Origin of the sequence: Christiangramia aquimixticola (assembly GCF_048285835.1) — a bacterium.
Classification (GTDB): domain Bacteria; phylum Bacteroidota; class Bacteroidia; order Flavobacteriales; family Flavobacteriaceae; genus Christiangramia; species Christiangramia aquimixticola.
Genome location: NZ_JBLVTL010000262.1, coordinates 1 through 291, shown reverse-complemented (window position 1 = coordinate 291; position 291 = coordinate 1). Strand labels below are relative to the sequence as shown.

The 291-nt window shown below is 46.0% G+C and carries 1 protein-coding gene; it reads left to right on the top strand.

Features of this window, described 5'->3' with window-relative positions:
* The coding region (locus tag ACNKXV_RS14410) for an FAD-dependent oxidoreductase (protein WP_417908398.1) at window positions 1-291 on the top strand (291 nt) is incomplete at both ends.

Below are 291 nucleotides of genomic sequence, written 5' to 3'. Positions count from 1 at the left end.
CACGGGGTGGGTAAGTAACACACTTTTTGAACCTAGTGTAGGAAATCAGATTCTCCAAAGGATTACCTCACAAGTACCTAATCTGGAAATCTTTTTGGAAGCTGAATGGAAATCGGCTACCTACCAGAATGAACTTTGGGAGGTGATTGCCATTCAGAATGGCAAGGAGCTCCGTTTTTCTTCTTCCATTTTGATCGATGCTACCGAGTTGGGAGATGTTGCGGCTTCCCAAGGACTACCTTACCGTTTAGGGATGGATGCACGGGCTGAAACAAGGGAGGAATTTGCTCC